The organism is Collinsella sp. CLA-ER-H7 (assembly GCF_040092345.1).
GTDB lineage: Bacteria > Actinomycetota > Coriobacteriia > Coriobacteriales > Coriobacteriaceae > Collinsella.
Genome location: NZ_JBBNLT010000011.1, coordinates 55516 through 74166 on the forward strand (window position 1 = coordinate 55516; position 18651 = coordinate 74166).

Genomic DNA, 18651 nt, shown 5'->3' on the forward strand with positions numbered 1-18651 from the left:
TGCCTCCTAGGCTGCTGCGTAGGTCTGAACCTTGTTGACGATGGTGATGGTCACGGGGGAGCCGTCCTTGGCCGCCACGCCGATGTCGTCGGCGCTGAACTCGACCTCGGCGGCGCTGCCCTCGGGGTCGATCTCGGGCGTCTCGCAGTTCCACGGGACGTTGGAGAAGACGACGCTCATGGTGCAGTTGGGGTCTTGCGAGTGGGTGAAGTCCCACGCTGCGGAGCCGTAGACGACCTTGTTGGTCACGGTCGTGCCGTTCTCGCTGCCCGTTAGCACCTTGCGAATCTCGGTGTAGTCCTCGGGGATGATGGTCTGCTTCACCGTGGTCTTGAGCTTGGACTCGGCGACCTCGGATGCGATGACGCGGCCCGCGCCTCGGTAGGAGGTGAGGCTGTTGGACAGCTCGAACTCGCCCTTGGTCACCAGCACCTCGATGGGGGTCTGGTCGTTGGGGGAGAACTTGAACACTCCGTTGGTCGGGATGAAGTAGCCGTCGAAGCACGAGGGCTCCGTCTCGCCGGACCAGCCGCCGAACAGGGCGGCGTCGATACCTGCGGCCGTGATGCCGATGTCGAGCGGCGCGTTGCCCTCGAAGGACAAGGAGAGCGTGTCGATCTTGCAGCCCGTGGCCTTGTGCACCGTGGCGGCCGACGTGTTGCCCACCTGGCCCCAGAAGGTCAGGAAGGGAATCTCGGAGCCGAGGGTGATCACGTGCTTGTAGTAGCCGGGCTTCTCGGCCGACGTGGTGACGAGGTTGCCCATGGCGGCGAGGATGTAGAGCGCCAGCGAGTCGGCGTAGGCCAGCGTCTCGAAGTCGACGGCCATGTTGACCTCGGAGACGTAGGCCCCGTTCGTGGTGTTGGCTCGCAGGCCGCAGGCCACGTTCTTCTGCTCGACGGTGCGCTCGGGCTTGATGAGGCCGCCGCCGGTGAGGCCGTGTCGGAACGTCGGCGTCGGCGCGGCCTTGGTCTTGGACTCCTGGCGGGCGACGCCGAGGAGGCCGATGGATGTGTTAATCATCTGCCGTCTCCTTCTTGGACGTGCGGGACTCCTTCACGATTCCGTCCCGCTTCAGGATGGTCAGGAGGGACGTTGGCAGGCCCTCGACCTGCTCGCCCTTCTTCGTTCGATACGTGAGGCCGTTGTAGGTGGCCTCGAAACCCTTAGCCGCGCGAAGCATTGCGCACCAGCTCCTTGAACTCTCTGGGGCAGGCCGAGAAGACCTTGCATGTCACATCGACCTGCGCCGCCACCACGTACTTCTTGTCGGGGGTCGAGTCGTAGCCCGCGTCGCTCATGCGCGGAATCGCGCAGTCGACCGCGCCGCCGAGAGTCGCGTCGGCGGCGATGCCGTAGCAAAGCGAGTTGACCCAGCGCTGCACGCTCTCGCGCGCGACGTCGAACTTGGCATGCGTGGCGAACAGGTAGACGTGCAGCGTGAACTGCTTGGCGTACTCGGCGCTCGTGGCCCCGCCCGTCGTGCTGTCCATGTCGGCCAGCGGGTCGCACCACGCGAGGAACGGCGGGCGCTTCGGCGGGATGTGGTCGTGGACCTCGGGCACCTTGCCGCCGTCGCCGTACATGGCCAGCGCGCTCTCTGACAGCACCAGCGACGCGCGCTCGAACAGGGCCGTGGCGGCCTCGGCGTAGGGCATGGCGATCACATGACCACCGCCCTGCAACGCCCGAACTGCTCGATGGCCGCGTCGACCTCCGGCAGGCCCGTCGCGCCGTCGCGCCCGGCGAGCGTGTAGCGGATGAAGCCCGCGTCGGTGGCCTCGCCCGTGGCCCTCTCGGGCGTGGCCGACGGCCGCAGGTAGTAGGCCGCGAGCCGCAGGACGGCTTCGCTCACGCGCTCCGGCACCTCGGTGAGGCCGTAGCGGTAGCGGATGGTCGCGCGGCCCTCGGGGCCGACCGCCTGGCAGTCGCTCACGAGCGACCAGCCGGGGGTGAGGACCTCGGCCACGTCGTTGTGGTCGAGCCAGACGAAGCCGCCGCCGAAGGTCTCCGTGACGCCCATCTGCTGCACGAAGCTGCGCCTCGCGTTGCGCTCGAACGTCTCGGTGGCCGCCTGCCGCGCGGCCCAGAACTCCTCCTCGGTCACGTCGGAGAAGTCGTCGGTGTCGTCCATGCCCTTTAGCTGCTCGAGCCTGAAGTAGTGGCGCGTGACCACCGCGAGGAACGTGGTGAACAGCAGGTCGTCACCGCGATACCAGTTGATTCGCACGGAATCGGGGGCCGCTATGCGCGGGAGCTTCAGCTTTCCATCCTCGAGCCTGAACTCGAGTGACGTCCCGCTGCCCAAAAGGAGGGCCGCGCGGTCGGGCGCGGCCTCCGTCTCAAGTGCCAGCTCGTCCGTGTAGGCGACGCGCAGCGTGCTGTAGGGCTGGACGAGCACCGCTACTCCTCCTCGTCGTCGTAGAGGTCGGCCTCGAGGAGCGCCAGAAGCTCTTCCTTCTTGGCCGTCTTGGGGTACTCGATGCCCTCGGCGTCGAGCTTGGCCTTGATCTCCTTGACGGTGAGGTCCTCGGCCTGCGGCTCGGGGGCCTTCACGGCCTCGATGGCGAGGCCGCGTCGCACGGCCTCGTCGGCGGACATGACTTCGCCCTCGAAGGCGATCAGGTGGCCGTCGCGCACGACGCGCTTGGGTGAGGTGTAGGTCTCCATGGCTCCCCCTTACGCCGCTGCGGTGTCGAGGTTCGTCTTGGAGGCGTAGCAGAAGGCGTCGGGGTAGCGGACCTGCAGCGCCTTGGTGTGCTCGGCACGGATGCACAGCTCGTTGTGGATGAACTGGTCGTTGATGCGGTCGACGTCGACCGTGGTGCCGTGGATGGAGCGGCGCTCTGCTGCGTAGGAGTCGTACACGAGCAGGCCGTCGCAGTTCGGGCCTTCCACGACCTTCATGCCCCAGAGCACGTCGCCGGTGATGGACTGGTACAGGCCGGTCTCGGTCTTGTACAGGTCGATCTCCTGCTTGATGATCGGGGAGACGAGAACGTGGGTCGGGACGCGCTTGGCGGTCAGCATGACCTTGGTGCGCATCTTGCGGATGGCCTCGTAGTACAGGCCGCCGACGTGCTCCTCGAACTCGAGGATGCCGGTGGTGTTCTTGATGCCGACGATGCCGGTGGAGTTGTTGCCGCTGAACATGTGGTCGTCGGTGACGCTGTTCAGGTCGAGCAGGAGGTCGTGCTGGATGATGCTCAAAAGCTCGTCGTAGTCCTTGAGCGTGTCCTCCGAGACGGGGACGTATCCGGCGAGGGTCTCCTTGTTGGCCACGGCGTCCTTGTAGGAGTACAGGACCTTGGCCTTGGCTGCGGAGGTGCCGTCGACCACGCCGCCCCAGGTGGCGGGCATGCCCGTCTGCGTGGAGCGCTGCTTGTAGGTGACGGAGCCGGTTGCGGGGGTCTCGCGCAGCGTGTCGGCGAAGCTGCCGAACAGGCTGTCGGGCTTCGGGTCGAGGGTCAGCTCGATCTCGGTGGGCGCGCCGACGGTGACGACGGTGGCCTCGTTCTTGAAGCCGCGGTAGAGGCCTCGGAACTCGTCGCGCGGGCCGAGGATGCGCTCGGCGAAGGATGCCTTGGGCGTTGGTACCTTGGGGGCGGGCGCGTTGCGTGCGGCGTCCTCCTCCTCGATGACGTGCTCGAGGGTCAGGTCGAGCTGCTGAATCTGGCCCTCGATGATGAGTGCCTTGTTCTGGTCGCCGGAATCGGCGGCCTTGTGCTGCTCCTCGGCGAGGCGGCTGCGCTCCTGCCAGAGCTGCTTGGAATTGAGCGGCATGCTTACTCCTTACGGTAGACGTGGTTGCCGAGGAGGACGAAGCCCTCCTCGCTCCGGGCGACTGTATCCACGGCGTGAGATTTTTCGATTGCGTCGGCGGGCGCGTGCTTGAAGCGGCCCATGAGCGTGCGGTCGAGCGCATCGGCCACGCGCTTCTCGGTGGCCACCTTCTCGTCGACGAGGCCGAGTTCGAGCGCCTCGTCGGCCGTGTACCACGTCTCCTCGTCCATGGCCTTCTTGACGTCGGCCAGCTCCATGCCGGAGCGCGAGGAGATGATTCCGGCGATGGTTGAGTCGAGCGCGGCGAGCTGCGCGACGACGTCGGCAAGCTCCTGCGCGTTTCCCTGCGCGTAGGTCCATGCGTCGTGGATCATCAGCTGGGCGAAGCTGCTCATGACGACCTTGTCGGCCATCATTGCGATATAGGAGGCCGCCGAGGCGGCGATGCCGTCGATGTGCGCCGTGGTCTCGCCCTTGTAGCGCTGGATGGCCGAGGCGATGGCGAAGCCCTCGTACACGTCGCCGCCCAGGGAGTCGATGCGGATGTCGACGGGCTTGCCCTTCAGGCCGTCAAGCTCCTTGGCGAAGTTCTTGGCCGTGTTGGACTCCTCGGAGGACCAGAAGTCGCTGCCGATGGTGCCGTAGAGGTACACGGTGGCCTTCTCGGCCTCATTCTTGATTCGGAACATTCGTTGCCCCTTCCTGCGTGCCGTCGGCGGTGCCGCCCGGCTTGTCTGCGTTGAATACGTTCACGGTGCCGTCGTCGTTGACGGTTCCGTAGTTGAGCGGGAACAGCGGCTGGTCGATGCCCTCGACGGGTTCCATGTCCTCGAGGTCGCGCACGTCCGCGCGGGTGATCGCGCCGAAGTAGCCGAGCTCGCGGTAGTACTGCGTGCGGGCGGCGTCGTCTCCGCGCATGAGGCCGTTCAGCTTGAACTTGGCCTTGGTGTTGCGCTGGTAGCAGGCGTCGAGGACCGGCTGCAGCGCCATCTCGAGGTCGCGCACGTCCGGCGTGATGGTGTCGGTCACGTAGTCGATTCGCATCTGCTGGCCGCCGTTGTACGTGGCCCCCTCGCTGTCGTAGACCTTCCACGGGGGCACGTTGCAGGCGCGGCAGACCTGATGGAGCACCCATTTCTGCTGCTCGATAACTGATGCGTCCTTCATCGTCTGCTGGTCCGTCACCCACTTGGCCCCGTAGCCGAAGATTGGCGCGCGGCCAGCCTCCGTGACGCCGCTCTTTGCGTCCACGGCGGCGCGGAGTGCCTTCAGGTCCTTCTCGTCCATGCGGCCCTCGGGCACCTCGACGTGGCCGAGCTGGTGGTTTCCGTTGTGGAGCATGGAGCGGTAGAAGCGCTCGAGGTCGATGGACAGGCCGATCTCCTCGGCCGCGAGGCGCGCGAGGGAGATGCCCCTCACGCCGTCCTTGGTCATGTGCGTGGAGATGTTCACCACTTCGTCCGGGTAGTACCACCCGGCGGGCACGTGGTCGTCACCGGGGGAGACGTAGTAGCGCGTGCGCCTGCCCCTGGGCGCGTACTTGTCGTAGTCGTGCATCACGCTGGCCGTGATGGGCCAGATCGCCACCGGCTTGCCCTTGAACCACTCGACGTACCAGTAGGCGTTGCCGAAGGTGTCGCGGCGCAGCACGGTCCAGTCCATGAGCTTCGCGGCGGTCATCTCCTCGTTGGCCATGCCGTTGAGAATCTTGGCCAGCGGGTGGTTGTCGAGGCGCTTGTGGCCGTCGCGCCCTGCCTGCATCACCGAGAAGGGCAGGCTGGCCATGCTGCGCGCCTTGGTCTGCTCGCAGGCGGCGAAGTCGATGGACATGAGCGCGCCGTATCCGTGCGGCGTGGCGAAGCCCGGCGGCAGCGTGACGTGCACGACGTCCTGCACCGGCTCCCTCTTGTAGAACATGTCGTAGAAACGTCCCATACGTCCCCTTTCTGTCGGGGGCATCGTATGGGGCGCGTGAGATTAGCTGACGGGCACGTAGGACTCCGTGCCGCTCACCAGCTTGTCGTATGCGAGGGCCGCGATGGCCAGCGCGATGGCTGCGTCGATTTTGGACTTCTTGGAGTCCTTGCCGAAGCGCGTGCCGTACGGCTCGCGCACCATCTCGACGGTGTTGGCCAGGTGCGCGCGGAGCTTGGGGCACCCGCGCAGGCGCAGCTCCCCGGCCTTGACCTCGTTCACGACGATTGACGTCGCCTGGCACATCGTGGCGTTGTTCTGGGGGAACGAGACCGTCTCGATTCCGTACACGTCGCGCAGGCGCGAGTTCATGACGATCAGGCGGTTTGGGTCTATTCCCACGACCTGCGGCCAGTGCTCCGAGCACAGCCCGGCGATGAGCTGGGTTATCTGCTCGAAGTCGTAGTGGCCCGTCTCCTCGTCCGGCGTGTCGAACACCCACTCCTTGGTGAGGCAGACGGTCTTCCCCTTCTTGGTCTTTCGCTTCTGGTACGCCACTATTGCGAAACTGTCGCCCGCCGTTGCGCCGTCGATGCCGAGCGTCCACGGCTTGTTGAAGTCGAACCTGTTGGTGCCGCGCTCGCAGCGGTCGAGCTGCGGTGCCTTGAAGACCGAGTAGGCGTCGTTGTCCTTGGGGAATCGGTTGGCCGTGTAGCGCTCGAACTGGCGGGCCGATGCGGCCATGCCCCTCTGGTCCTCGATGCTCTCCCAGTTGACCCACGAGGCCACCATGATCTTCTTCCAGTCGGCGCGTTTCTCGATGTCGTCGTCATCGTCGAGGCCGAGCCAGTACAGGTACATGCCGGGGTCTCGGCGCGCCTTGTCGCTGTACATCTCCCAGAGGAAACCCTCGCGCTTGTCTCCGGCCGTGGTGATTCCCACGGTGAGCGGGTTCCACAGGACCTTCTGGCCCTTGACCCCGGCGTCCCAGACCTTCGAGTCCGGGTAGGTGTGCAGCTCGTCGAATATCAGGAAGTTGAAGTGCCACGACTCCAGCGCGTCCGCCGTGTTCGGCAGGATCATGATTTTCGCGTTGGTCTCCTTGTGCGTGATGATGTTCTTGCCGATGTCCCACTGCTCGCGCCACGTCGGGTTGAGCTTGATCATCGTGCATATCTTCTCGTAGACGTTGCGAATCTGGTCCTTCGACGAAGCCACCATTCCGTACTGGCCGTTGTGGACCGGCTCCATCGTGGCCACGGTGAGGAGGATTCCGGCGCACGTCTCGGACTTGCCGTAGCCCGAGGGCAGCCCGATGATGGCGCGGCGGTACTTGCGCTTGAAGCCCCTGGCGGTCATCTTGCCCGAGGCGAAGAGCGGTTTCCAGATATTCTCGCGCTGGAACTCCTCCAGATAGAAGGGTTGCGCGTAGTAGGAGTCGTTGGCGACGTGTCGGCACATCGAGGTGAAGCAGCGCTCGTAGTCGCGCGCCATGACGAGGCCCTCGCGCGAGTAGCTAGTCGGCGTCCGATACATCCACTACCTCCGCTGGCAGCTCGTACGCTGCGTCGATTGAGCGGAACATGGACGCCGTGTCCGCTGCGGTCTTGACGGTCGTGGCGTCCATGAGGCCGATGCGCGAGCGCGCGAGCGGCGACAGGCCGAGCATGTCGGACAGGGCGCGAATCTCGCTCGACGCCTCCTTGAGGATTGTCAGCGCGGGGTTCTTGCGCACGAGCGGGACCTCCCTCCCATCCGGTGTCTTGTACGGCTTCACGCCGATCTTGTCGAAGATGTTTATGCGGCCGTCCTCGCTGTGGATGGCCTGCTGCGCCTGCTCGGCCACGGCGTGCCAGTAGGTGAGGAGGCGCAGGGTCGGTATGTCCTGCTCGGAGAAGTTGTTCACCGGAGGGCACAGCCATGCCCATATCTCGCTCTGGACGGGGTCGAGGGCGATGTCCTCGGGCATGAGGACTCCGGCGGCGTCGGTCTTCGCCGCGAGCCCGTATGCGTCGGTTATCCCGCGCCTGATGGCGTCGTGCTTAGGCTTGGCACCCTTCACAGGCCCTCACCCCTTAGCGCGTCCTCCATCTTCTTCGCGGCCTTCTTCAGGGACAGGCACAGCGGGGCGGCGGTCATGAGGGAGGCGCGGGACATATCCGAGGCGGCGACGTGCGCGCGCTGGATGACCTCGAGCACCTCGTCGTCGCTCATGGCGGCGTTGGGAGCCGGGGCCTGAAGCTCGCCGACGTAGGCGTAGCCCCTGTATGCGTGGCTGCGGCACGTCGAGCAGCAGAAGCGGGCGGTGCTCCGTTTCGCTTGGAACTCACGCCCGCATGACTCGCATCTCTTTATCAAACTTCCCCCGTCTCGAGGACCGCCTCGCGGCCCGTCATGTTCTCCCATCTCGTTATGATCACGTCGCAGTAGTGCGGGTCTAGCTCCATGCACAGGCACCTGCGGCCCATCTGCTCGGCCGCTATCACGGAGGTACCGCTGCCGCCGAACGGGTCGAGCACCGTCTCGCCCTTGCGGCTCGAGTTGCGCATCTGATATGCGAACAGCTTTACCGGCTTCATTGTCGGATGGTCCTCGTTGCGCGACGGCTTGTCGTAGTGGAGCACGTCCGTCGCCACGCTGTCGCCGGACATCGCCTCGACCATTTCGATGAGTTCGGCCTTGCTCATCTTGTGCGGGTCTTTGCCGAGGTCCTCGTAGACCGTCGACTCGGAGCGGCTGTCCGTGAAGTAGTGCGCGGCTCCGGGTTTCCATCCATAGAGGCATCCCTCGTGACGCCACTGGTAGTCCTGATGGCCGAGTACGAATGTGTTCTTGACCCATATAAGCATCTGCTTGCACATGATTCCGGCGCGCACGAGGGCCGAGGCGAACGCTGGCATGTGCATCACCGCGAGCCACGTGTAGACAGCGCCGCCTTCCTTCAGATGGGGCACGGCCGCGTTCAGCGCTGTGTGCAGGAACTCCTCGAATTGCTCCTCGTCTTCGAACTCGTCGTTGTCGATTACGAGGCCGTCCGTTCTGCGCTGGAGCTGTTTTTCCTCCGATGGCCTCATATGCTGGCCGAGCGCGACGTTATAGGGCGGGTCGGTCAAGATCATGTCCGCGAGACCCCCCCCGCATAGCTTCTCGACGTCTTCAGGGCATGTCGAGTCCCCGCACATCACGCGGTGGTTTCCCAAAACGAAGACGTCGCCGCGCTTCGCTCTGCAGATGGTGACCTCCGGCTCGGGGTCATCCTCCTCCACGGCGCTTAGGCCGTCCGGCTCAAGCTCCTCGGAGAAGCCGAAGTCGCCCATGTCGAATTCGTCCGCGAGGACGTCCAACTCGTAGGCGAGGAGGTCCTCGTCCCACCCGGTCATCATGGTCGTCTGGTTGTCGACGAGCGTGAGCGCGCGCCTCTGGGCATCGCTTAGGTCGTCGCACGCGACGCACGGAACCTTCTTCATCCCGAGGTTCTTCGCTGCGGTAATTCGCGCGTGCCCGGCCACGACCTCCGGCAGGCCGTCCGCGTTTCGCCAGACGATAACGGGGTTTCTGAAGCCGAACTCCTTGATTGAGGCCTCGACGGCGTCTATCTGCTCCCTCGTGTGCTTCTTCGCGTTGTTCTCGTACGGAACGAGCGAGTCGATCTCGATTTCCTCGATTTTCAGTTCGTTTTCGCGCATTGTCGCGTCCCCTTCCGGCGTGTCGTGATGGGGAGCATAGGCGCGCCGTGAGATTTAGCGTTGCGATTTCACCTCGCCTTGGCGTTGCACTGAACCCCCCCGGCCTCCAATTTCGTAGCGAAACGCGGGGGATAGGGGCGCGCGGGGTAGGGGGAAAGAAACCCGATTTTCCGAGGGGGTAGGGGGGTCGTGCATAAAAAAGGGGTGCAGCCCCGTCCGAGGCCACACCCTTGTGCATAAAAGCTATCTGTTCGCCGCCCTGCGTGCATCATCGCGCTTCTTGTGGCAGCTCTTGCACCGCAGCGTGAGGTTCTCCACCTCGCTGCCGCCGCCCTCGCACAGCGCGCGGCCGTGGTCCACCTCGCCGCCCATGCCAGCCGTGTACCAGCGGCCGTCGCGGTACTCGGCGCACACCTTCCCGCAGTCGGCGCACCTTCCGAGCTGCCTGCCGATGGCCCTCTGCCTCGCCTTGCGGTACACGCTCGACGAGTACTCGGTGCGCCATGGCTCGCGCTCGGCCCTCGTGGCGTCGCCCTCCGTCGGCCTGCGCTTGGGCCTCGGCCTGCACGGGCAGCGCTGGCCTTCGGGGTGCGTGCGGCCGCAGTGCGGGCAGTACACGCTCACAGCTCGCGCCTCCCGCTCTCGGCCTTGGCCTTGGCGGCCACGCCCAGGCTGATGCTGCGGGCCGCCTGGAATATCTCCAGCGGCGTGAGTCCCAGCAGCTTGAACGCCTCGAGCGCCGCCGTGATTCCCTGCTCGACCCTGTGCTGGTCGTACTGTTTACCGTTGTCCATCTATCCCACTCCAATCGCCGCCGACAGCGCCAGCAGCATCTTGAACATCACGGCCACGGCCGCCGCGTCTATGGCGAGGCAGGCCGCGATGATGAGCAGGCATCCGCCCGCCCTCTTCCAGTCGATCATGTGTCCCTCCTATAGTGCCATGAATGCGAGCAGGAGGAGCCCTGTGGCGAGGGCGCGGACCGTCCACGCCCATGCCGCCAGTAGGGCCGCCGCCAAAAGGGCCAGCGCTAGTAGCTCTCGAAGGTCTCGCACGCCGCCTCCTGCATGTCCCTCATGTGGTTCGGTATCCACTCGAGCGCCCACATCGCCCCGAAGCTAGAGTTCTCGGCGTCGCCGGTGCCGAACTCCTCGGCGTACGCCCGGTCGAACTCGACCTCGCAGATTCCGTAGTCGCAGCAGCACTCGACCATGCGCTTGCACTCGGCGCACGTTGGCTTGCCCTCGCCGAAGTGCCTGTCGATGGCCGCGTCGGTGCACCCGTCCGGGAGGTTGTAGCCCGGGTCACAGCTGGCGGCCAAGGCGGGTCACCTCCTCGCACCATGCCTCGCGCTCGTAGGTCTCGATGAACCAGTGCGCGTCGTCCTTGATCTCCTCCAGCGGGTTCTCCATCTCCTCGACCTCGCTGTCGGGGATGTCCACCACGTGGACCTCGGTTATCTCGAATCGCATGTTCACTCCTCTCCGGGCGCTGTGCCCAGCTCCTTCGCTATTCCCTCGGCGATGATGCGCGCGGTCTCCCTCGCCACCGCCTCGCTGCTCTCCATCCGCCCGACCGTGTATGCGCGCTCGATCATGTCCTGGGCGGCGCGCTCCATGGCCGTGTCGTCGTATCCCCGGCAGACCCTGTGCTCCTTGAGGTACGTGTGGGCGCGGTCCTGCGGCCTCGTCTCGTCGTAGCGGAACACCTCGTTGCAGTCCTCGAGGATGTCCTCCATCGTGTCCATCAGGCCACTTCCGCCCGTATCTGGACAGGCCCCCGGTTCCATCGGTCGCGCGCGCCTCTGGCGTCCATCGGGTCGCCGTCTCCGCGCGCCCCGCACGAGGCGCAGCAAACGAACTGCCATATGCCGCCAATCTGGGGGCAGTACGCGGAATGCGCCAGATGCTCGGTTGTGCCGCAGCACGGGCAGCATTTGAGCTGGTCTCGGTCAATCATTCGCCCACCCCGAAACCGTCACCGAACCTCTCTGTCACCAGCACGCGCTTCAGGCTGTTGATACGCTCGATTGCCTGCGCCGGGGTGTGGCCGTCCCATTCGGGCGCGTGGTCGAGCACCTTGCATTGGAACAGGTCCCAGTGCTTGCCCTCGCGGAAGTGGTACGTCGCCTGTCCCTCCGGCGTCTCGATACCGACGATGAACATACCCTCGAGCATCGTCCCGTCGGCGTGGAGCCTCGACTTCCACGCGCGCTCCGGGAACATGGCCACGATCACCGAGAACAGGACGGCCCTGTGGTGGTACAGCTCGCCGAACGAATGGCACCCGTCGGACGTGCCGGAGTCAATCTTGGCTGGCTCGATGAGGTCGGCGAGCGTGCGCAGGATTCCCCGGTAGCTCCTGTCCTCGGCCTTGATCAGCCTCCCCAGCGCGCTCGGTGATATTTGCACGTTGCGGCAGTTGGCCGCGTCGCGCAGTCGCCGCGCGGTCTTGCGTCGGTCGTTGTTGCTTATCTTCGTGTAACTCATTGGTCCTCTCCCATTAACTTACGGATGCGCGATTCGATGTCCCCGAACGCGATCTTCTTGCAAGCGAAGGAGCAGACGGCCTCGCATTGGTCGCAGTCGTTCTCGTCCCTCCCGAAGTAGGCGCACTCCGGGTGATGGACTCTGCTCGCGCCCCTTTTGAGGTCGGCCAGCAACTTCTCCCAGCAGTCATCCCGGTCGAGCAGGAGTTCGGAGACGCCGCGCGACCCCTCATCCGTTTCGACGTACCAAGCCTTGTCGCGCGGGTCGTAGTCGTAGTGGTAGATGAACACCGCCACGCCGTTCTTCTTGTAGAGCGTCCCGGTGTTCAGTGGGATGACGCGCCCGTAGGCATCTTTTGGCAACTCTATGCAATCCACGGGGCATCAATCCTTCCCCTGTCCCTGTTGCGCTTGAGGCAGCGCAGCATCGCGTTGTCCACGTCCTGCTGCGTGAGGCCCATCCACGCCATCATGTTGGCGCACGCCTGGATGCAGTCGGCCAGCTCGTCGACCACGTCCTCGTCGCAGCGGTTCTGCCACGCGCCGAACACCTCGGCGGCCTCCTCCAGCGGCTTCAGCGCCTTGGCCTTCGGCTCGTCGCCGATGTCGAACGTCTACGTGCAGATCGAATAGTTGGCCATCAGTCCTCCCCGGTCTCGTAGCTTGCGTCGGTCCAGTAGTTGCACCTGGCCTCGCCCTGGGTGCGGTGGATGAACTCGGGCCTGCGCATGCACTCGTACTCGATGCGCTCGGTCCCGTAGACGCTGCGGAACACGGTCGTCCTGGCATGGCCGCAGTTGGCGCAGCGTTCCGGCCTCACCCCGTCCGTGTAGATGTCGGGCCTATCCATCAGTTGGTCACCTCCGCCCCGCACTGCTCGCAGTAGTTCAGGCCGCACTTCGGGTCGGTCTTGCCGTCATGGCCGCAGGCGAAGCAGTGGTATCGGCCGTCTGGAGCCACCTGCACCTGCGTCGTCGGGCGGTACGCCAGCTCGGCCACGCGGCGCATGACCCCGCGCCAGCTCGTGTCCTCCGCCCCGGTGATTCTGGCCAGCGCGCGCTGGAGGCTCTCGCCGCCCAGGCTGTCGTTGGCCGTGCGGTTCAGCTCCTCGACGATGCGGAGGCGCTCCTCCGTGGTGATCTCGTTCATTTCTTCCTCTCCTTAATCCAGTCGTATGCGATGAGCGGGAGGCATGCTATGAGCAGCGGGATGCTCAACAGCAGCGCTGCGGCCCTTATGGCGTCCTCCCCGGTCGGTCTCCTCATTCCATCCAGCTCCCTGGCCTCTTGTGGCCGTAGTCCCAGCTTCTCAACCTGAACACCTGCCCCATCGGCAGGCCGTGGGTAGCCGCCCAGCAGCGGTCCCACACCGTGTGGACCTTCACGTTTGGGTCGAACACGCCTATCTGCCGTGGGGTGGTGCACCCGAGCGGCTCGTGGCACCTCTTCCCGTCATGGAAGTCGACCAGCGCCTTGCAGCGGTCGAACGCCTCGACGGTGCCGAAGTCCCGGTACAGCTCGCGGACCTCGCCCTCTATCTCGCCCCTGATGCACCCGTGCACGTCGCACATCCATTTGAGCGTGTCCTCGACGTGGTCGCGGGGAGGCGCGGGGAAGAGGTCGAGGACCGTCTGCCCCGCGCACGCCCTATTCATGGACGATGCGATAGAAGGTCGGCAGGCAGTCAGGCGGGGTCACGGCGTTGGCGCGGATGAACTCCATGCACTTCTCGAAGCTCCCGGCGCAGACGTCGTAGAAGGCACCGCTCGACGGCCTCGGCCTGCCGCCGTCGCTCTTGTCGAACACGACCGCCTCTACTCGGTACATTTGGCCACCTGCTCGTCGTAGATGGCCTTGAGGTCGTCGCGCATGAACCGGATGAGCGTCTCCTCGCTGATGTCGTCCGGCAGCGGCTTCAGGCGCACCGCCTGATGGCACCACTCGTCGAAGCCGAGCAGCTTGCCGCTGAACGCGCCCTTAACGTCCGTGACCTCGGCATAGGAGAAGCGAGTCAGCATCTCCTCGCGCATGACCGTGTCCGCGAGCGCCTCGATGGGCGTCTTGGGGCGGTCGATGGTCTCCTTGTAGCTCTTGGCCCTCTTGGTCATGGCGTCGAGCTGCTTGGCCAGCTTGTTGTTCTCGGCCACGAGGCGCTCGTTGCGGCGCTGCTCGTAATCCAGCTCGGCGAGCACGTACTGCTCGCAGTTGTTGATTTCCATGTCTAGCCCTCCGTTATCTCGATGGTTCGTCCCGTCTTGGCGTCCGTTATCGCCCAGTGGCCGTAGGCGTAGAGCGCGGGGTCGTGCGGCTCGTGCTCGCACAGCAGCGTGCCGTCCCACCACGCCTCCTCGAACTCCGGCTCGTCCCACACCCACTCGGGCCTGTACCTCGCCCCGCCGTGGAACCCGTCGTGGCATCCCGTGGTGCCGCTCCCGCACAGGGCGATCAGCGGCGAGCGGAGCCGCCACGTGCCCCTGGGCGTGACGAGGGCGAAGTCGCCGCAGCGCCTCGGCACGATGTGGTGGCAGTTCGTGGCCTGCCGCCCGCAGATTCCGCAGCGCTCGGCGGTCAGCTCGTAGCGGTTGCCGACGTATCGCGCGCCGACGTGGGGCTTGCCGTAGAGCTCCGCGCGGTCCTTCGGGACTCCACGGAGCTGCGATGCGCTCACTATCATCCGAGCCTCCTGTCCTGCCCCTTGACCTCGATGGGCCTGCACGCACCGGCGAGGCGCGATGCGACGCGCTTGCCCGCCATGCCCTCCCCAGATGTCCCTGATCTGGCCGATGCGGTAGTTGCTCGTGACGATGGTGGGCAGTCCCTCGGCCACGCGGGTGTCGATGAGGCGCGTCAGCGTCGCGATGGCCCACTCGGTCGGGCGCTCGGCCCCGAGGTCGTCCAGGGCGAGGAGCCTGTACCGCTCGGCCCTGCGGAGCGCCCCGCGCTCGCCGCCGTCGTACTCGGAGCGGATGTCGTCGAGCAGGCGGCTCGTGGTGACCAGCTTGGCGCTCGTCCCGTCCAGCACGGCCATGCGCACGGCGCAGGCGGCGGCGTAGGTCTTGCCCGTGCCCGGCTCGCCCCAGAGGTATGCGCCCTCGCCCTTCCCGGTGAGCTTGGCCATGCGCTTGCCGAGGTCGCAGTCGGCCTCGGCGTAGGGGCCGCGCAGCCCGGCCTTGCGGAGGCGGGAGCGCATGATTGCGGCGATCTGCTCGCGCGCCCCGTCGGGCATGAGCACGTCAGAGATTTGAGTACGCATCATGGCCGACCTCCTTCTTCGCCTCGCGCTGCTGCCACGTGGAGCACGCGGCCTTCCAGTTCTTCATCGGCTTGCTGCCGACCTTCCACCCGACTGCCTCGTAGTAGCTCCAGAACGCCTCGGGGTTGAACGTGTAGCCCTTGGCCGAGACGTACTCCTCGACTTCCGCGAGCGCGGGTTTGACGAATCTCTTACTAACTGCCTTGCCTTGCTTTGCCTTGCCTTGCTTTGCTTTGGCTTCGGCGCTGTCCCCGTCCCCCTTTTGCTCTACCGAAAGGGGTTCGTCGTTTCCTTCAGGCTCGTCGTTTGGGGTTTCGGTTTCGCTAAAGGGGGGTTTAGCACCGTCTAAAGGGGGCTTTCTGTTACCTCGTCCACCCGTTTTTCCTGCCGCGATGCACCGTTTCGAGTAGTCGATGTCCTCGCGGACGCTGGCGAAGATGGCATCGAGCGGCCATTCCAGCTCCGGCTCGATGCCGTAGGTGCCGTACTGGGCCAAGGCCCAGAGGAGCTTTCCGCGCTGCTCCTCCGGTGCCTTGGCGCAGGCTGCGGTGAACTTGGGAAGCCACTTGAATTGGGCCTCCTCCATGTCAGCGCTCCCAGGTGAAGGCGGCCTTTGCCGCGTTGAACGTCAGGGTGGCCTCGCTGCCAACGATCACCTCGAGCACGTCGAAGCTGATGGCCTCGACTTCGGGATGGTCGGCGGCGAAGCACATGGCCACGCGCTGCAGGCGCTTCTTGTTGACCTTCGGCGCTGCGTCGTTGCCGCGCGAGCGCTTGACCTTGGCCTCGACTAGGAGCGCCTGGCCGTTGGTGACCGTGTAGACGCACCGGCCCTCGGGGCAACCGTAGCCGGTGGCCCCCGGGATGTAGACCTCGAGCGCGAGGTCGAGAATCGAATACTGCTCCATCTTCACTCCTTAGAACGGGCAATCGTCGTCGTAGACCTCGTCGGGCACGTCGTCGCGCTTGGCCCCGCCGGAGAACGTGACGTTGTCCGCGATCACCTCGAGGCGGCTGTGCTTCTGGCCGTCCTTCTCCCACTTGCTCTGGCGCAGCCTGCCCTGGACGCAAACGTGCGTGCCCTTGGACAGGTAGCGGTTGAGCGCCTCGGCGCGCTTGCCGAACACGGTGACGTCGACCCAGTTGGGCACGTCCTGCCACTCGTCGCCGACCTTGCGGCGCTCGTTGACGCACACCGAGAACCGGAGCACCTGCGTGCCTGTCTGCGTGGCCCGCAGCTCGGGGTCGCGCCCGAGGTTGCCGCTGATGGCGACCGTGTTGATTCCGCTGCTCACTAGTCAATCTCCTTACTGTCCTTGGCCATCTGGGCCAGATGCTTGCCGAGCTCCTCGAGCTGCCTGTCGGTGAGCTTGGTCGTGTCGTCGGTGCCGAAGTTGGCCTCCTCGTACGCGCGGAGGCCCTCCTCCTTGACGCCGTTCTGCATGCACTCGGCCTTGAGCTTCGCTATCTTGGCGAGCATCACCTTGCGCCTGCTCGGGCGCGGCTTTGTCGGGGCCTTCTCCTTCGTCTCCTTGGGGCCTGTGTCGCCGTCGGTGTCCTCCTCGCCCACGAGGCCGAAGGCCATGAGCGCGGAGTACCGGCGGGCGTAGGTCTCGCGCTTGCCGAAGATTTGCGGGTCGCTGTCGTACTCGTACGGCTTCACGTCGAGCACGCGCTCCTCGTCCCCGTAGGCCACGATGGTGTTCAGGAGCATGCCCGCGCCGTTGGCGGCGACCTCGGAGCGCTGGTAGAAGAAGATTCCGCGCTTGTTCAGCGGCGGTCTGATGATGTTCAGGACCAAGTCAAGCGGGGCGTACGAGTACGTCTGGTATCCCTTCTGGCCCGTCTTGCTCTTGGGCGGGTTGACCATCTCGGCCTGCGCCTCCGCGAGCAGCTGGGTGAGCATCGCGGACGGGTCGAACACATCCGGTTTCGCCATCTGGACTATGGGCACCTCCTCGGCCATCACAGCTCACCGTCCCCGAGCAGGGCGGCCGCGCTCATTCCCTCGACGCGCGGGCCGAGCGCCTGCATGACGTCCTCGGGGTCGCAGCCGCGCACCGCTGCGGTCTTGGGCGACTTGGGGCACCACATGGCCCAGTCGACCGTCTCGCCCGTGTCGGTGCACACGACCTTGTCCCCGGCCTTGGCGAAGTGCGCCTCCCAGTCCTTCTTGGGCACGATGTCCACCATGCCGATGGAGTCGAGGAAGGCCACGGCCTCGTCCATGCGCTCCTTGAGGATTACCGGGGCCGCCTTGCTGTAGCTGATGCCGATCTCGCCGACCTTCTCGTCGCCGACGATGATGGCGCGGCGGTCGGTGTGGGTCTCGGCGAAGCCCTCCATGATTTCCTGCCGCGCGATGGCCTTGGCCTCGTCGAGCGCGGGCTTGATCTGCTTCTGCATGGCCGTGAGCACGGCCAGCCTCTCGTCCTGCGTGTACTCCATTACTCACCGTCTCCAATCATTCGCGCCTCGTCCGTAATGACCTCGTAGACCTCTCCCGTCTCCGCGTCCACGTTCGCCGGTCGGTCGAACGGGAGCGGCTCGCCCTCGTCCTCCTCGTCGTAGTCGAGCGGCAGCTCGTCCTGGATGTCGGCCACCGTCAGGACGACGGGCTTGCCGGAGAGCTTGAGGATGGGGAAGGCGTTGGCGTCGCTCGTCAGAATCTCGAGCTTCAGCACGGCCGTGCCGCCATTGACCGTCGCCTGCTTGAAGTTGGCCCTGATCTCCATGGGTTCCATGCGCGCCTCCTATTTGATGCCGAAGATGGCGGCCATGAACTCGCGGCACATCTCGCGCTCGTTCTCCTTGGTGATGGGCGTGAGCACCTTGGCGACGAACTCGCGGCTCTCGGCCACGTCCTTCTCGTCGAGCTTCGTGAGCCCGGCCTCGCACAGCGCGATCATCATGTGGTAGGCGTTTGCGCTCTTCACGCCGCCGGTGTGGTCGGGGTGGGCCGCATCGAACATGAGGTTGGCCGCGATGCAGGCGGCGTGATCGAGCACCTTCTTGTGGAAGTGGTCCGCCGGGAGTTCCTCGAAGAGGTTGCCGTCGAAGTACTTGTCGTTCATTTCTTTTTCTCCTTTACGTATTCCTCGGTGAAGTGGGTGATGCACACCTTTGCCAGCGGCGGCGTGCCGTATGGCGTGCGGCATCCCTTCTGGACGCCACCCATCACCACGTGGGCGTCGTCCGTGTACGCGACGCCGTTGAGCGCGTCGCATACGAGCTTGCCGATGTTGTCCCAGTCGGGCTTGCCGAGGTCGGCGCGGCCCGCCCAGTACTTCGGGTTGCTCTTGGCCAGGGGCCTGAAGGTCTCGATGGCGACGGTCACGATTCCGTCGAAATCCCCGTGGTCCTCGTGCTCGGCCCTGTAGGCCCTGCGTACGGCCTCCTCGGCGAGCCTCGTCTGCTTCGGGGTGTAGTTGCGTCCGGTTCGCGGGTCGGTCCGGTGGCGCTCCTTGCCCACGATCTTCTCCAGCTCGAGCCGGAAGGTCATGGAGCGTTCCTTGTGCCTGACCCAGC

The 18651-nt window shown here is 65.4% G+C and carries 35 protein-coding genes; all 35 read right to left on the minus strand.

Annotated elements, in window-relative coordinates; genetic code table 11:
- Positions 1–6: 6 nt before the first annotated feature.
- The 35 genes from AAAX75_RS07520 to AAAX75_RS07690 all read right to left on the minus strand — a co-directional run bounded on the left by AAAX75_RS07520 (position 7) and on the right by AAAX75_RS07690 (position 18625).
- Positions 7–1023, minus strand: a complete 1017-nt coding sequence (locus AAAX75_RS07520; RefSeq protein ID WP_349091650.1) for a phage tail tube protein — start codon at positions 1021–1023, stop codon at positions 7–9.
- On the minus strand, positions 1016–1183 hold the full coding sequence (locus AAAX75_RS07525; protein ID WP_349091651.1) for a hypothetical protein: 168 nt from the start codon (positions 1181–1183) through the stop codon (positions 1016–1018). Before AAAX75_RS07525 ends, AAAX75_RS07520 begins: the two co-directional genes overlap by 8 nt.
- On the minus strand, positions 1167–1667 hold the full coding sequence (locus AAAX75_RS07530; protein WP_349091652.1) for a hypothetical protein: 501 nt from the start codon (positions 1665–1667) through the stop codon (positions 1167–1169). The genes AAAX75_RS07525 and AAAX75_RS07530 overlap by 17 nt, the downstream gene beginning before the upstream one ends.
- The gene (locus AAAX75_RS07535; RefSeq protein WP_349091654.1) at positions 1664–2401 is read right to left on the minus strand and encodes a hypothetical protein; all 738 of its coding nucleotides are present in this window, start codon (positions 2399–2401) and stop codon (positions 1664–1666) included. The genes AAAX75_RS07530 and AAAX75_RS07535 overlap by 4 nt, the downstream gene beginning before the upstream one ends.
- A 2-nt stretch (positions 2402–2403) precedes the next feature.
- Entirely contained in the window at positions 2404–2670 is a 267-nt protein-coding gene (locus tag AAAX75_RS07540) for a HeH/LEM domain-containing protein (protein WP_349091655.1), read from the minus strand.
- 9 nt (positions 2671–2679) lie between these two features.
- Positions 2680–3783: a phage major capsid protein gene (locus tag AAAX75_RS07545; RefSeq protein ID WP_349091657.1), complete on the minus strand. Its 1104-nt coding sequence runs from the start codon at positions 3781–3783 to the stop codon at positions 2680–2682.
- Between the two features lie 2 nt (positions 3784–3785).
- Complete coding sequence (locus AAAX75_RS07550; protein WP_215693018.1) at positions 3786–4472, minus strand: head maturation protease, ClpP-related; 687 nt, start codon at positions 4470–4472, stop codon at positions 3786–3788.
- Complete coding sequence (locus tag AAAX75_RS07555) at positions 4453–5742, minus strand: phage portal protein (protein ID WP_349091659.1); 1290 nt, start codon at positions 5740–5742, stop codon at positions 4453–4455. The genes AAAX75_RS07550 and AAAX75_RS07555 overlap by 20 nt, the downstream gene beginning before the upstream one ends.
- Positions 5743–5760: 18 nt before the next feature.
- On the minus strand, positions 5761–7233 hold the full coding sequence (locus tag AAAX75_RS07560; protein WP_349091660.1) for a terminase large subunit: 1473 nt from the start codon (positions 7231–7233) through the stop codon (positions 5761–5763).
- Entirely contained in the window at positions 7214–7759 is a 546-nt protein-coding gene (locus tag AAAX75_RS07565; protein ID WP_215693013.1) for a P27 family phage terminase small subunit, read from the minus strand. Before AAAX75_RS07565 ends, AAAX75_RS07560 begins: the two co-directional genes overlap by 20 nt.
- Positions 7756–8055 carry a hypothetical protein gene (locus tag AAAX75_RS07570; RefSeq protein ID WP_227789954.1) on the minus strand — a complete coding sequence of 100 codons (300 nt, stop codon included), beginning with the start codon at positions 8053–8055 and terminating at the stop codon, positions 7756–7758. The genes AAAX75_RS07565 and AAAX75_RS07570 overlap by 4 nt, the downstream gene beginning before the upstream one ends.
- Positions 8052–9383 (minus strand): site-specific DNA-methyltransferase, encoded by a 1332-nt coding sequence (locus tag AAAX75_RS07575; RefSeq protein WP_349091662.1) that lies wholly within the window; start codon positions 9381–9383, stop codon positions 8052–8054. The genes AAAX75_RS07570 and AAAX75_RS07575 overlap by 4 nt, the downstream gene beginning before the upstream one ends.
- Positions 9384–9626: 243 nt before the next feature.
- Complete coding sequence (locus AAAX75_RS07580; RefSeq protein WP_349091663.1) at positions 9627–10007, minus strand: HNH endonuclease signature motif containing protein; 381 nt, start codon at positions 10005–10007, stop codon at positions 9627–9629.
- Positions 10004–10177 (minus strand): hypothetical protein, encoded by a 174-nt coding sequence (locus AAAX75_RS07585; protein ID WP_349091664.1) that lies wholly within the window; start codon positions 10175–10177, stop codon positions 10004–10006. Before AAAX75_RS07585 ends, AAAX75_RS07580 begins: the two co-directional genes overlap by 4 nt.
- Positions 10178–10306, minus strand: a complete 129-nt coding sequence (locus AAAX75_RS07590) for a hypothetical protein (RefSeq protein WP_255415080.1) — start codon at positions 10304–10306, stop codon at positions 10178–10180.
- Between the two features lie 107 nt (positions 10307–10413).
- Positions 10414–10704, minus strand: a complete 291-nt coding sequence (locus AAAX75_RS07595; protein ID WP_349091665.1) for a hypothetical protein — start codon at positions 10702–10704, stop codon at positions 10414–10416.
- Positions 10688–10855: a hypothetical protein gene (locus AAAX75_RS07600; RefSeq protein ID WP_349091666.1), complete on the minus strand. Its 168-nt coding sequence runs from the start codon at positions 10853–10855 to the stop codon at positions 10688–10690. The genes AAAX75_RS07595 and AAAX75_RS07600 overlap by 17 nt, the downstream gene beginning before the upstream one ends.
- A gap of 2 nt (positions 10856–10857) precedes the next feature.
- Positions 10858–11130, minus strand: coding sequence for a hypothetical protein (locus AAAX75_RS07605; RefSeq protein WP_349091667.1), 273 nt, complete (start codon positions 11128–11130; stop codon positions 10858–10860).
- A gap of 208 nt (positions 11131–11338) precedes the next feature.
- Positions 11339–11872 carry a hypothetical protein gene (locus AAAX75_RS07610; RefSeq protein ID WP_349091668.1) on the minus strand — a complete coding sequence of 178 codons (534 nt, stop codon included), beginning with the start codon at positions 11870–11872 and terminating at the stop codon, positions 11339–11341.
- Entirely contained in the window at positions 11869–12249 is a 381-nt protein-coding gene (locus AAAX75_RS07615; protein WP_349091669.1) for a hypothetical protein, read from the minus strand. The genes AAAX75_RS07610 and AAAX75_RS07615 overlap by 4 nt, the downstream gene beginning before the upstream one ends.
- A complete protein-coding gene (locus AAAX75_RS07620) occupies positions 12237–12422 on the minus strand; it encodes a hypothetical protein (protein ID WP_349091671.1) in 186 nt (61 codons plus the stop codon). Before AAAX75_RS07620 ends, AAAX75_RS07615 begins: the two co-directional genes overlap by 13 nt.
- A gap of 89 nt (positions 12423–12511) precedes the next feature.
- The gene (locus AAAX75_RS07625) at positions 12512–12691 is read right to left on the minus strand and encodes a hypothetical protein (RefSeq protein WP_349091672.1); all 180 of its coding nucleotides are present in this window, start codon (positions 12689–12691) and stop codon (positions 12512–12514) included.
- Between the two features lie 29 nt (positions 12692–12720).
- The gene (locus AAAX75_RS07630) at positions 12721–13020 is read right to left on the minus strand and encodes a hypothetical protein (RefSeq protein WP_349091673.1); all 300 of its coding nucleotides are present in this window, start codon (positions 13018–13020) and stop codon (positions 12721–12723) included.
- A gap of 112 nt (positions 13021–13132) precedes the next feature.
- Positions 13133–13525, minus strand: a complete 393-nt coding sequence (locus AAAX75_RS07635) for a hypothetical protein (RefSeq protein ID WP_349091674.1) — start codon at positions 13523–13525, stop codon at positions 13133–13135.
- The gene (locus tag AAAX75_RS07640) at positions 13518–13697 is read right to left on the minus strand and encodes a hypothetical protein (RefSeq protein ID WP_273378190.1); all 180 of its coding nucleotides are present in this window, start codon (positions 13695–13697) and stop codon (positions 13518–13520) included. The genes AAAX75_RS07635 and AAAX75_RS07640 overlap by 8 nt, the downstream gene beginning before the upstream one ends.
- The gene (locus tag AAAX75_RS07645) at positions 13685–14089 is read right to left on the minus strand and encodes a hypothetical protein (protein ID WP_349091675.1); all 405 of its coding nucleotides are present in this window, start codon (positions 14087–14089) and stop codon (positions 13685–13687) included. The genes AAAX75_RS07640 and AAAX75_RS07645 overlap by 13 nt, the downstream gene beginning before the upstream one ends.
- Before the next feature lie 2 nt (positions 14090–14091).
- Positions 14092–15126 carry an ATP-binding protein gene (locus AAAX75_RS07650; RefSeq protein ID WP_349091676.1) on the minus strand — a complete coding sequence of 345 codons (1035 nt, stop codon included), beginning with the start codon at positions 15124–15126 and terminating at the stop codon, positions 14092–14094.
- On the minus strand, positions 15104–15709 hold the full coding sequence (locus tag AAAX75_RS07655) for a DUF6291 domain-containing protein (protein WP_349091678.1): 606 nt from the start codon (positions 15707–15709) through the stop codon (positions 15104–15106). Before AAAX75_RS07655 ends, AAAX75_RS07650 begins: the two co-directional genes overlap by 23 nt.
- 1 nt (position 15710) lies before the next feature.
- Positions 15711–16031, minus strand: a complete 321-nt coding sequence (locus AAAX75_RS07660; RefSeq protein ID WP_227789934.1) for a hypothetical protein — start codon at positions 16029–16031, stop codon at positions 15711–15713.
- Positions 16032–16040: 9 nt separating this feature from the next.
- Positions 16041–16418 carry a single-stranded DNA-binding protein gene (locus tag AAAX75_RS07665; protein WP_349091679.1) on the minus strand — a complete coding sequence of 126 codons (378 nt, stop codon included), beginning with the start codon at positions 16416–16418 and terminating at the stop codon, positions 16041–16043.
- Entirely contained in the window at positions 16418–17062 is a 645-nt protein-coding gene (locus AAAX75_RS07670) for an ERF family protein (RefSeq protein WP_349091681.1), read from the minus strand. The genes AAAX75_RS07665 and AAAX75_RS07670 overlap by 1 nt, the downstream gene beginning before the upstream one ends.
- A gap of 26 nt (positions 17063–17088) precedes the next feature.
- Positions 17089–17571, minus strand: coding sequence for a hypothetical protein (locus AAAX75_RS07675; protein ID WP_349091682.1), 483 nt, complete (start codon positions 17569–17571; stop codon positions 17089–17091).
- Positions 17571–17867 carry a hypothetical protein gene (locus AAAX75_RS07680; RefSeq protein WP_349091683.1) on the minus strand — a complete coding sequence of 99 codons (297 nt, stop codon included), beginning with the start codon at positions 17865–17867 and terminating at the stop codon, positions 17571–17573. Before AAAX75_RS07680 ends, AAAX75_RS07675 begins: the two co-directional genes overlap by 1 nt.
- Before the next feature lie 9 nt (positions 17868–17876).
- A complete protein-coding gene (locus AAAX75_RS07685) occupies positions 17877–18197 on the minus strand; it encodes a hypothetical protein (RefSeq protein WP_349091685.1) in 321 nt (106 codons plus the stop codon).
- Positions 18194–18625: a RusA family crossover junction endodeoxyribonuclease gene (locus AAAX75_RS07690; RefSeq protein WP_349091686.1), complete on the minus strand. Its 432-nt coding sequence runs from the start codon at positions 18623–18625 to the stop codon at positions 18194–18196. Before AAAX75_RS07690 ends, AAAX75_RS07685 begins: the two co-directional genes overlap by 4 nt.
- Between the last annotated feature and the right edge of the window lie 26 nt (positions 18626–18651).

Excerpts from the sequence above, each read along its gene's own strand:
- AAAX75_RS07520 (WP_349091650.1), bottom strand. The coding sequence starts at position 1,023 with ATGATTAACACATCCATCGGCCTCCTCGGCGTCGCCCGCCAGGAGTCC.
- AAAX75_RS07525 (WP_349091651.1), bottom strand. The coding sequence starts at position 1,183 with ATGCTTCGCGCGGCTAAGGGTTTCGAGGCCACCTACAACGGCCTCACG.
- AAAX75_RS07540 (WP_349091655.1), bottom strand. The coding sequence starts at position 2,670 with ATGGAGACCTACACCTCACCCAAGCGCGTCGTGCGCGACGGCCACCTG.
- AAAX75_RS07545 (WP_349091657.1), bottom strand. The coding sequence starts at position 3,783 with ATGCCGCTCAATTCCAAGCAGCTCTGGCAGGAGCGCAGCCGCCTCGCC.
- AAAX75_RS07550 (WP_215693018.1), bottom strand. The coding sequence starts at position 4,472 with ATGTTCCGAATCAAGAATGAGGCCGAGAAGGCCACCGTGTACCTCTAC.
- AAAX75_RS07555 (WP_349091659.1), bottom strand. The coding sequence starts at position 5,742 with ATGCCCCCGACAGAAAGGGGACGTATGGGACGTTTCTACGACATGTTC.
- AAAX75_RS07560 (WP_349091660.1), bottom strand. The coding sequence starts at position 7,233 with ATGTATCGGACGCCGACTAGCTACTCGCGCGAGGGCCTCGTCATGGCG.
- AAAX75_RS07575 (WP_349091662.1), bottom strand. The coding sequence starts at position 9,383 with ATGCGCGAAAACGAACTGAAAATCGAGGAAATCGAGATCGACTCGCTC.
- AAAX75_RS07585 (WP_349091664.1), bottom strand. The coding sequence starts at position 10,177 with ATGGACAACGGTAAACAGTACGACCAGCACAGGGTCGAGCAGGGAATC.
- AAAX75_RS07590 (WP_255415080.1), bottom strand. The coding sequence starts at position 10,306 with ATGATCGACTGGAAGAGGGCGGGCGGATGCCTGCTCATCATCGCGGCC.
- AAAX75_RS07600 (WP_349091666.1), bottom strand. The coding sequence starts at position 10,855 with ATGCGATTCGAGATAACCGAGGTCCACGTGGTGGACATCCCCGACAGC.
- AAAX75_RS07605 (WP_349091667.1), bottom strand. The coding sequence starts at position 11,130 with ATGGACACGATGGAGGACATCCTCGAGGACTGCAACGAGGTGTTCCGC.
- AAAX75_RS07610 (WP_349091668.1), bottom strand. The coding sequence starts at position 11,872 with ATGAGTTACACGAAGATAAGCAACAACGACCGACGCAAGACCGCGCGG.
- AAAX75_RS07630 (WP_349091673.1), bottom strand. The coding sequence starts at position 13,020 with ATGAACGAGATCACCACGGAGGAGCGCCTCCGCATCGTCGAGGAGCTG.
- AAAX75_RS07635 (WP_349091674.1), bottom strand. The coding sequence starts at position 13,525 with ATGAATAGGGCGTGCGCGGGGCAGACGGTCCTCGACCTCTTCCCCGCG.
- AAAX75_RS07640 (WP_273378190.1), bottom strand. The coding sequence starts at position 13,697 with ATGTACCGAGTAGAGGCGGTCGTGTTCGACAAGAGCGACGGCGGCAGG.
- AAAX75_RS07645 (WP_349091675.1), bottom strand. The coding sequence starts at position 14,089 with ATGGAAATCAACAACTGCGAGCAGTACGTGCTCGCCGAGCTGGATTAC.
- AAAX75_RS07650 (WP_349091676.1), bottom strand. The coding sequence starts at position 15,126 with ATGATGCGTACTCAAATCTCTGACGTGCTCATGCCCGACGGGGCGCGC.
- AAAX75_RS07655 (WP_349091678.1), bottom strand. The coding sequence starts at position 15,709 with ATGGAGGAGGCCCAATTCAAGTGGCTTCCCAAGTTCACCGCAGCCTGC.
- AAAX75_RS07660 (WP_227789934.1), bottom strand. The coding sequence starts at position 16,031 with ATGGAGCAGTATTCGATTCTCGACCTCGCGCTCGAGGTCTACATCCCG.
- AAAX75_RS07670 (WP_349091681.1), bottom strand. The coding sequence starts at position 17,062 with ATGGCGAAACCGGATGTGTTCGACCCGTCCGCGATGCTCACCCAGCTG.
- AAAX75_RS07675 (WP_349091682.1), bottom strand. The coding sequence starts at position 17,571 with ATGGAGTACACGCAGGACGAGAGGCTGGCCGTGCTCACGGCCATGCAG.
- AAAX75_RS07680 (WP_349091683.1), bottom strand. The coding sequence starts at position 17,867 with ATGGAACCCATGGAGATCAGGGCCAACTTCAAGCAGGCGACGGTCAAT.
- AAAX75_RS07685 (WP_349091685.1), bottom strand. The coding sequence starts at position 18,197 with ATGAACGACAAGTACTTCGACGGCAACCTCTTCGAGGAACTCCCGGCG.
- AAAX75_RS07690 (WP_349091686.1), bottom strand. The coding sequence starts at position 18,625 with ATGACCTTCCGGCTCGAGCTGGAGAAGATCGTGGGCAAGGAGCGCCAC.